Source organism: Yinghuangia sp. YIM S09857 (assembly GCF_051388915.1).
GTDB lineage: Bacteria > Actinomycetota > Actinomycetes > Streptomycetales > Streptomycetaceae > Yinghuangia.
The window spans coordinates 363,282-372,653 of sequence record NZ_JBPKBH010000002.1 but is presented as its reverse complement, the minus strand read 5'-3'; the positions used below and the strand labels follow the sequence as shown (position 1 = coordinate 372,653).

Annotated in this window: 9 protein-coding genes; 8 read left to right on the top strand and 1 reads right to left on the bottom strand. The window is 73.6% G+C overall.

The features are described from left to right. Nucleotides 1–620, bottom strand: a 620-nt coding sequence (locus ACRX5S_RS04890) for a helix-turn-helix domain-containing protein (protein WP_436771483.1), incomplete at its 3' end; no start/stop codon positions are given. Nucleotides 621–790: 170 nt separating this feature from the next. On the opposite strand from ACRX5S_RS04890, the gene ACRX5S_RS04885 reads away from it, so the two are divergent. The 8 genes from ACRX5S_RS04885 to ACRX5S_RS04850 all read left to right on the top strand — a co-directional run bounded on the left by ACRX5S_RS04885 (nucleotide 791) and on the right by ACRX5S_RS04850 (nucleotide 9,176). Beyond that, nucleotides 791–1,606 (top strand): CoA transferase subunit A, encoded by an 816-nt coding sequence (locus tag ACRX5S_RS04885; RefSeq protein ID WP_436771482.1) that lies wholly within the window; start codon nucleotides 791–793, stop codon nucleotides 1,604–1,606. A gap of 95 nt (nucleotides 1,607–1,701) precedes the next feature. Beyond that, complete coding sequence (locus ACRX5S_RS04880) at nucleotides 1,702–2,442, top strand: CoA-transferase subunit beta (protein WP_436771712.1); 741 nt, start codon at nucleotides 1,702–1,704, stop codon at nucleotides 2,440–2,442. Between the two features lie 68 nt (nucleotides 2,443–2,510). Beyond that, nucleotides 2,511–3,704, top strand: a complete 1,194-nt coding sequence (locus ACRX5S_RS04875) for a thiolase family protein (protein ID WP_436771711.1) — start codon at nucleotides 2,511–2,513, stop codon at nucleotides 3,702–3,704. 83 nt (nucleotides 3,705–3,787) lie between these two features. Next, nucleotides 3,788–4,561 (top strand): protocatechuate 3,4-dioxygenase subunit beta, encoded by a 774-nt coding sequence (gene pcaH / locus ACRX5S_RS04870; RefSeq protein ID WP_436771710.1) that lies wholly within the window; start codon nucleotides 3,788–3,790, stop codon nucleotides 4,559–4,561. Beyond that, on the top strand, nucleotides 4,558–5,268 hold the full coding sequence (locus ACRX5S_RS04865) for a protocatechuate 3,4-dioxygenase subunit alpha (protein ID WP_436771481.1): 711 nt from the start codon (nucleotides 4,558–4,560) through the stop codon (nucleotides 5,266–5,268). Before pcaH ends, ACRX5S_RS04865 begins: the two co-directional genes overlap by 4 nt. Then, nucleotides 5,255–6,730: a lyase family protein gene (locus ACRX5S_RS04860; RefSeq protein WP_436771480.1), complete on the top strand. Its 1,476-nt coding sequence runs from the start codon at nucleotides 5,255–5,257 to the stop codon at nucleotides 6,728–6,730. Before ACRX5S_RS04865 ends, ACRX5S_RS04860 begins: the two co-directional genes overlap by 14 nt. Continuing rightward, nucleotides 6,727–7,962: a bifunctional 3-oxoadipate enol-lactonase/4-carboxymuconolactone decarboxylase PcaDC gene (pcaDC, locus tag ACRX5S_RS04855; protein WP_436771479.1), complete on the top strand. Its 1,236-nt coding sequence runs from the start codon at nucleotides 6,727–6,729 to the stop codon at nucleotides 7,960–7,962. Before ACRX5S_RS04860 ends, pcaDC begins: the two co-directional genes overlap by 4 nt. Then, nucleotides 7,959–9,176 (top strand): 4-hydroxybenzoate 3-monooxygenase, encoded by a 1,218-nt coding sequence (locus ACRX5S_RS04850; protein WP_436771478.1) that lies wholly within the window; start codon nucleotides 7,959–7,961, stop codon nucleotides 9,174–9,176. Before pcaDC ends, ACRX5S_RS04850 begins: the two co-directional genes overlap by 4 nt. Nucleotides 9,177–9,372 lie beyond the last annotated feature (196 nt).

Here is a 9,372-nt window from a genome sequence, read left to right as displayed (position 1 = left end):
CCGGCCGCCCGGGCGGCCTCGGCGCGGTCCCCGAAGGTCGCCACGGGACCGGTGCCGGTCGCCGGAGGTACCGCCGGAAACCCCGCGTCGCTCGGGTCGCGTTCGCGCCGCCGGGCCCACGCGTCCCACCCGGCGTCGTCCCAGTCGGCGGCGAACAGCGCGCCGGGAGCGGCGCGTTCGGCGGGGACGAGGTCGCCGATGCGGAACGCCAGGGCCATCGTGCGGCGGCGGACGGCCTGGTGTACGAAGCGCACGCCGTCGCCGTCCGGCACCGCCAGCGACACCGACTCGTCGAGGGAGTCCGCCAGCGCGTCGGCGAGTTCGCCGAGCCGGTCGGGCAGGCCGGTCGCGGCGAGATAGGCGTTGCCCAGTTCCATGAGCCTCGGGGTGAGGAGGACGTCGCGGCCGTCGAGCCTGGCGTACCCGATTCGTGTGGCGGTGGCGGCGACGCGGTCGACCGTGGACCGCGCGAGGCCCGTCGCCCGTACGAGGTCGCCGAGGCTCGCGCGTCCCCCGGCCGCCGCGACCGCGCGCAGCACGGTGAGCCCGCGGATCAGCGGCCCGACCGCTTCGGTCGGCGGCGGTGACGCGTCGGGGACGGAGGGAGCGTCGGCGTGCATGGGTCTCTCCGGGGCCTTCGGCCGTGTCGTAGACGAGTGGTTGACAGCCCTTCGGGCCACCCCGCAGACTCGGGGCAGCTCACTAATGTGAACAATAGTTCACCAGACGAACACAATCAAGGCGGCGCCCGCGCCGCTCCGCACGGCACCGTGAGGGCTCCTCGACTGCCATGGCTGAGATACGTACGCTCCGCGGCGCCGTCGCGGACCTCGTGCACGACGGCGACACCGTCGCCCTCGAAGGCTTCACCCACCTGATCCCGTTCGCCGCCGGTCACGAGATCATCCGGCAGGGCACCACCGACCTGACCCTGGTCCGGATGACCCCCGACGTGGTCTACGACCAGCTCATCGGCGCCGGATGCGCCCGCAAACTGGTCTTCTCGTGGGGCGGAAACCCGGGGGTCGGCTCGCTGCACCGCTTCCGCGACGCGGTGGAGAACGCCTGGCCGCGCCCGCTCGAACTCGACGAGCACAGCCACGCCGGGATGGCGAACCGGTATGTCGCGGGCGCCTCCCGGCTGCCCTTCGCGATCCTGCGCGGTTACCGAGGCAGCGACCTCGCCACCCGCACCGACACCGTCTCGACGGTCGTCTGCCCCTTCACGGGCGAGGAGTTGGCCGCGGTCGCGGCGCTGCGCCCGGACGTCACCGTCATCCACGCGCAGCGCGCCGACCGGCTCGGCAACGTCCAGTTCTGGGGCCTGCTCGGTGTCCAGAAGGAAGCCGCGCTCGCCGCCGACCGCGTGCTGGTGACCGTCGAGGAGATCGTCGACGAACTCGCCCCCACGCCGGGCGCGGTGGTGCTGCCCTCGTGGGTCGTGGACGCCGTCGTGCCGGTGCCGGGCGGCAGCCGTCCGTCGTACGCCGCCGGCTATTCCGTCCGCGACAACGGCTTCTACCAGGCGTGGGACGCCGTCTCGCGGGACCGCGCCGCCTTCACCGCGTGGCTCGACACGCACGTGCGAAAGGAGTCGGCCGGATGACCGACGCGACCGCCGCCTCGTCCGCTGCTTCCGCGGCCGCAGTGCCCTCCGTGCCGGAGCCCGCCGTGGCCGAGCCCGCCACCGCCGACGAAGTCATGGAGGTCAACGCCGCCCGCGCGCTCGCGGGCGCACGTACCTGCTTCGTCGGCATCGGGCTGCCCAGCACCGCCGCAAACCTCGCCCGCGCCACCGCGAATCCGGGCCTCGTGCTCATCTACGAGTCCGGCACCATCGGTTCCAAGCCCACGCGCCTCCCGCTGTCCATCGGCGACGGCGAACTCGCGGAAACCGCCGACGCGGTGGTGTCGGTGCCGGAGATGTTCAACTACTGGCTGCAAGGCGGCCGCGTGGACGTCGGCTTCCTCGGCGCCGCGCAGATCGACAGGTTCGCGAACGTCAACACCAGCGTCGTCGGCCGCGGCCCCGAACGCCCCGAAGGCCGCCTGCCCGGCGCGGGCGGCGCCCCGGAGATCGCCGCGAACTGCCGCCGCGTGCTGATGGTTCTGCGGCACTCCACCCGCAACTTCGTGCCCGTGCTCGACTACGTCACCACCCTCGGCCACGGCACCGGACCGCACGACCGGGCCCGCCTGGGCATGCCCGGCGCCGGACCGGTCGCGGTGATCACCGACCTCGGCATCCTGCGCCCCGACCCGGGAACCGCCGAACTCGTCCTCACCGAGCTGCACCCGGGCGTTGACGTCGACCAGGTGCGCGCGGCCACCGGCTGGGACCTGCGCGTCGCCGCCGAGACCGGCGTCACCGCACCCCCCACGCCTATCGAACTCCTCGCGCTGCGCGGCCTCAAGGCCGCCGGGAAGAAGGCCGCCCCGTGACCCCGTCCCACACTCCCCGCCCGGCTTCGCGCGCGGCCTCCGGTGTCGGCTCCGGCCCCGCGGCCGGGATCAAGGACGTCTACATCGTCGACGCCGTGCGCACGCCGATCGGCAAGTACGGCGGCGCGCTGTCCGGCGTGCGCCCCGACGACCTCGCCGCCCACGTGCTGCGTGCGCTCGTCGGCCGCAGCCCGGACCTCGATCCCGCGCTGATCGGGGACGTCTTCTTCGGCGACGCCAACGGCGCCGGCGAGGACAACCGCGATGTGGCCCGAATGGCCGTACTGTTGGCGGGACTTCCGGTGTCGGTGCCGGGCACCACGGTCAACCGGCTGTGTGGGTCCGGCCTGGAGGCCGTGGTCCAGGCGTACCGTGCCATTGCCGTCGGGGACGCGTCGGTCGCGGTCGCGGGCGGCGTGGAGTCGATGAGCCGCGCGCCGTGGGTGCTGCCCAAGCCGGACCGCGCCTTTCCGGCGGGCCACCAGCAGATGGTGTCCACCACCCTCGGCTGGCGCCTCGTCAACCCCGCGATGCCGCCGGAGTGGACGATCGGACTCGGTGAAGGAGCCGAGCTCATCGCGGACAAGCACGGAATCACGCGCGAGGCCCAGGACGCGTTCGCCCTCGCGAGCCACCGCAAGGCGGCAGCGTCCTGGGAACAAGGGCTCTACGACAGCGAGTTGGCGACGATCGAGGGCCTGGCGGGGGTACGTACACCGCTGACGCGCGACGAGTGCGTGCGCGACAACACGTCGATGGACGCGCTGGCCAAGCTCGCCCCGGCCTTCAGGGCGGGCGGCACGGTAACCGCCGGAAACTCCTCGCCGCTCAACGACGGGGCGGCCGCGCTGCTGCTCGCCGACGAGAACGGCCTCGCCGAACTCGGCCGCGAACCCCTCGCCCGCATCGGCGCGTCGGCGGTCGTCGGCGTCGAACCGCAGTTGTTCGGCCTCGGTCCGGTGGACGCCGTGCACCGCGCGCTGACCCGTGCCGGGCGCACGTTCGCCGACCTGCGGACCTTCGAGCTGAACGAGGCCTTCGCCGCCCAGGCCCTCGGCTGCCTCGCCGAATGGCCGGACCTCGACCCGGATGTGGTCAACCCGCGGGGTGGGGCGATAGCACTCGGACATCCCCTCGGCGCCTCCGGCGCCCGGCTCGCCGGATCGGTCGCCCACCAACTCGCGGCGGCGGGCCGCGGAACCGGACTCGCCGCCCTGTGTATAGGCGTCGGCCAGGGCCTCGCCCTCGTACTCGAAAGGTAGGACCCGGACGCATGACCGCACCTGCACACGCCGCCGCGACACCCGCGAACTCCGGTGTAGCACCTGCTGATCGGTCGGTCGAGATGCCGGACGCCGTCGTCACGCAGGCGGACATCGACCGCGAAATGTGCGCCGAGCGTGACGCGTACGCCGAGCGGATCGCCGCGGGCGGGACACCGCGTGACCACCCTGCGCGCGACTACTTGCCGTACCGCAGCAGCGCGTTGCGGCACCCCCGGCAACCACTGACGGTGGTTCAGGACCCGGACGCGCTGGAACTCCACGGGCCGGTTTTCGGAGTCGCGGACGTCACCGCCCTCGACGCGGACCTGACCGCCCATCACTCCGGGGAACCCCTCGGCGAACGCATCACCGTCCAGGGGCGTGTCCTCGACCGCGAGGGCCGACCCGTCGCCGAGCAGCTCGTGGAGATCTGGCAGGCCAACTCCGCCGGACGGTACGCCCATCGGCGCGACCGCCACCCGGCACCGCTCGACCCCAACTTCACCGGCGCCGGACGCTGCCTGACGGACGATCAAGGACGCTACGCCTTCACGACCGTCAAGCCGGGCCCGTACCCGTGGCGCAACCACGCCAACGCGTGGCGGCCCGCGCACATCCACTTCTCGGTGTTCGGCACGGCGTTCGCGCAACGGGTGGTGACGCAAATGTACTTCCCCGGGGATCCGCTGTTCCCGTACGACCCGATCCTCCAGTCCGTGACCGACGACGCGGCCCGCGGACGGCTGGTGGCTGCCTACGAACACGGCTTGTCCGTACCGGAGTTCTCGCTCGGCTACCGCTGGGACATCGTGCTCGGCGGCCCGGCGGCGACCTGGGCGGAGGGCACCCCGTGACGGATCCGACGACCACGACGGTCATGACCCGCGCGGCGGTTGCGACGGTCACGACGCACGCCCCGGCCACGGCGCCGACGACGGTCACGACGGACGCGCCGGACAGGGTGCCGGCGACGCCGCGCCTCGCTCCCACGCCCGCGCAGACGGTCGGCCCGTTCTTCGGCTACGCCCTGCCGTTCCCAGGCGGCGGCGACCTCGTGCCCAACGGGCACCCGGGCGCCCTCACCCTCCACGGCCGCGTCCTGGACGGCGCGGGCGTCCCGGTCCCGGACGCGCTGTTGGAGTTCTGGCAGGCCGGGCCGGGCGGCTCGCGACGCGGCGCGCCGGGCTCGATGCGCCGCGACGAGACCACCGGCGGCTTCGCCGGACGCGACGGGGTCGCTTTCACCGGGTTCGCCCGGGTGGCCACCGACGCCGACGGGCGCTACGCGCTGCGCACAATCGCGCCCGCGGGCGTCCCCTACCTGTCGGTGTGCCTGTTCGCCCGCGGACTGCTGCACCACCTGTTCAGCCGCGCGTATCTGACCGGCGAACCCGGGTACGCCGAGGACGACTTGCTGGCCTCCCTGCCGTCCGCTCGCCGCGCGACGCTGGAGACGGTCCGCGAACGCGGCGGCCTGCACCGGTTCGACATCCGGTTGCAGGGCGGCGAGGACCCGGACGGGGGCAGGCACGAGGAGACGGTCTTCCTTGACTTCGCATGATTGCCGTGAGGCGGGCCTGACGGCCCCGGTCGCGGCGGGCACGGCCGCCGAGGCAGCGACGGGCGACGCGGCCTTCCTGCGCGCCCTTTTGGACGCCGAAGCCGCGCTCGTCCGGGCACTCGCACGGACCGGGCGCGCACCGGCGTCCGCCGCCGAAGCCGTCGACCTGGCGGTGGCCGACGGCAGCGGCTTCGACACCCGTTCGCTCGCGCTGCGCGCCCGGTCCGGCGGCAATCCGGTGATCCCGCTGGTCGCCGACCTCACCGCACGGGTGCGGGAAGTCGACCCGGCAGCAGCCGAGTTCGTGCACCAGGGCGCGACCAGCCAGGACATCATGGACACCGCCTGGATGCTGGTCGCCGCGCGTACCCGCACACCGTTGCTCGCCGACCTGGACGCAACAGCTGACGCCCTGGCCCGGCTTGCCGCACGGCATCGGGACACGGTCATGGTCGCGCGCACGCTCACTCAGCATGCGGTGCCGACCACCTTCGGCCTCAAGGCGGCGGGCTGGCGCGCGCTCGTCCTGGACGCACGCGACCGCATCGCCTCGGTGCGCCTTCCTGCGCAACTGGGCGGCGCGGCAGGCACTTTGGCCGCGTTCACGAACGACCCGGGCGACCCGGGCGACCCGAGCGACGCGGGCGACGCGGCCGGGGGAGTGCGCACGGGAGATCCCGGCGGGCCGAGGGCGGTCCAGGAGTCCGGCGGCCTCGGACTTCATGTCGTGGCCGCGTACGCTCGCGCGCTGGGGCTCGCCGAGCCGGCGCTGCCGTGGCACGTCCTGCGTACGCCCGTCGCCGACCTCGGCGCCGCACTGGCCTTCACGGCGGCTGCGCTGGGCAAGATCGCCGAGGACGTCCTGACCCTGTCGCGCACCGAGATCGCCGAACTGGCCGAAGGGACGGGCGGCGGCTCCTCGGCCATGCCGCACAAGGCCAACCCGGTCGGCGCCACTCTGATCGCCGCGACGGCACGCCAGGTTCCGGCACTGGCAAGCGTGTTGGCTTCCTCCCTCGCGGCTGCCGACGAACGCCCGCCCGGGGCCTGGCACGCCGAGTGGCTTCCGCTGCGGGACGCGCTGCGGCTCACCGGCGGCGCGGCCTCGGCTGCCCGGACCCTGGTCGCCGGGCTGCGCGTCGACACGGAACGCATGCGGGCCAATCTGGCGACGACCGGCGGACTCGTGGCGACCGAACGGCTCGTGGCGGCCTTCGCCCCTCTCCTCGGACGCGGCGAGGCCCGGGCCGCGGTCGAACGGGTGGCCGCCCGCGTGACGGCCGGAGCGGCGACGCTGGTCGGCGCGATCGAGGAGGAACCCGCCCTCAAGGGCAGGTACGACGCTGCCCGTCGTGCCGAACTCGCCGACCCCGCACAGTACATCGGGGCCACGGGAGCGCTCGTGGACCGCGCACTGGGGCGCCGTGCCGCGCAGATTGACCAGGAAGGTGCGACCGCGTGACCACTCCGGTGCCGTATCACCGTGTCGACGGCTCCGGGGGGCCGCCGCTGGTTCTCGGGCCGTCGCTCGGCACGACCCTGCACGTGTGGGATCCGCAAGTAGTCTCCCTCGCCCGGGACTTCAAGGTCGTCCGCTGGGACCTGCCGGGGCACGGCGGAACACCGTACGAGCCCACCGGCGTCGGATCCGCGGCGCCGTGCGCGGTCGCCGGACTCGCCGCCGGAGTACTCGCCTTGGCGGACTCCCTGGGCATCGACCGCTTCGCGTACGCCGGGATCTCGCTCGGCGGCGCCGTGGGGGCGTGGCTGGCGGCGTACCACCCGGACCGGGTCGCGTCGCTCGCGCTCGTCTGCTCGTCCGCGCGCTTCGGCGAGCCGGCGCCCTGGCACGAACGGGCGGCCCTCGTGCGGGCGCAGGGCGTGGGGCCGGTCGCCGACGGCGCCGCCGAGCGCTGGTTCACCGCCGCCTTCGCGGACACCGCCGAGGCCCGTCGGCTCGTGCAGGCCATGCGCGGCGTCGACCCCCGCGGGTACGCCGCCTGTTGCGAGGCCATCGCCGAGTACGACCTGCGCGCCGACTTGCCGCGCGTCAGCGCGCCCACGCTCGTGGTCGGGGGCCGCGAGGATCCCGCCACACCGCCGCAACACGCCCGTGAACTGGCGGATGGGGTAGGCGAGTCCACGCTCGTGGAGATCGCCAATGCTTCGCACCTCGCCAACGTCGAGCAGCCCGACCGCGTGCTCGCGGCACTCGGCGACCATGTGAGCGGCGGCCCGCGACCCGTGCGTGGGACGGCCGTCCGGCGCGAAGTCCTCGGCGACGCGCACGTCGACCGGGCGATCGCCGCCACGACCGAATTCACCGCGCCCTTCCAGGACTTCATCACCCGATACGCCTGGGGCGAGATCTGGACCCGGCCGGGACTGGACCGCCGCACCCGTAGTTGCATCACCCTGACCGCACTGGTCGCCCACGGCCACCACGACGAACTCGCCATGCACGTACGCGCCGCGCTGCGCAACGGGCTCAGCCGCGACGAGATCCGCGAAGTGCTGTTGCAGACAGCCGTGTACTGCGGGGTGCCCGCGGCGAACGCGGCTTTCGCGGTGGCCGCGCGCGTGCTCGCCGACATCGACTCGGTGCGGGAACGGGACGCGGCAGAGGAGGGCGACGCGGGCCCCTGCCACTCCCGGCGCGCCACCCACACGACCCCCCAGGAAGGCACCCCGTGATCCCCGAGCACACCACCGTCGCCGTCGTCGGCGGCGGACCCGCCGGACTGCTGTTGGCGCGCCTGCTGCATCTGCGCGGCGTGGACTGCGTCGTGCTGGAGAGCCGGGAGCGGGCGTACGTCGAACAGCGCCAGCGTGCCGGGATCCTCGAACAGGGCACCGTCGACGTCCTGCGCGCCGCGGGCGCGGGGGAGCGCCTGGACCGCGAGGGCCTTGTGCACCACGGCATCGAGCTGCGCTTCGACCGCCGTTCGCACCGCATCGACTTCCCCGCGCTCGCCGCCGGAGCGAGCGTCACCGTGTACGCGCAGACCGAGGTCGTCAAGGACCTGATCGATCTGCAACTCGCCGAGGGGCCACCACTGTTGTTCGGTGCGGAGGTCGTCGCGGTCGAGGGCGCGGACACCGGACGCCCCAGCGTCCGCTACCGCAGCGACGGTCGGGACCGCGTACTGGCCTGCGAGTATGTGGTCGGCTGCGACGGCTTCCACGGGGTGGTGCGGCAGTCCGTGCCTGAAGGCGGGCTGACGACGTATCAGCGCGAGTACCCGTATTCGTGGTTGGGCATCCTCGCCGACGTCGCACCCTCCTGCGAGGAGCTGATCTACGCTCACTCGCCGCGCGGGTTCGCCCTGCACAGCATGCGGTCGCCGAGTGTCAGCCGCCTGTACCTCCAGGTCCCCAACGGCACCGACGCCGCCGCGTGGTCGGACGAACGGATCTGGGACGAACTCGACGCCCGGTTCGCGGTGGACGGCCCGTGGCGGCTCGAACGCGGCCCGATCACCGCCAAGTCCGTGCTCCCGATGCGCAGCTTTGTCACCGAACCCCTGCGGCACGGAAGGCTGTTCCTGGCCGGGGACGCCGCCCACATCGTGCCGCCCACCGGCGCGAAGGGGCTCAACCTCGCGGCGGCCGATGTCACCGTGCTGGCCGCCGCGTTCGCCGAACTCCACGACACCGGCTCCACCGAGCTCCTGGACGCCTACTCGGACACCTGCCTGCGGAGGGTGTGGCGCGCCGAGCACTTCTCGTACTTCATGACCACCACCCTGCACACCGACCCGGACCAGAGCCCGTTCGAGACCCGCCTCCAGATCGCGCAGCTCGACCGCATCGCCGGTTCCCCGCACGCCGCGGCCGAGCTCGCCGAGAACTACGTCGGGCTCCCGCTCACCGCGCCGGTGGGCGAGCGGGCGGAGCACACGGACTGAGGCGGCCGTGTTCGGTGTGGAGGTGCAGTAGTCGGAGGAGGGCGTCCGGCCGGTCCAGGGCGGCCGGGAGGTCACCCGGGACGAAGCCCTCCACCGTCCTCCACCGCATGGGGGACACGCCGCGCGGCACGGCGCCGGGTGATGGCGCCGGAACCGCCGGGCGGTGTATGCCAGTAGCACGTACCGTCGACGGCCA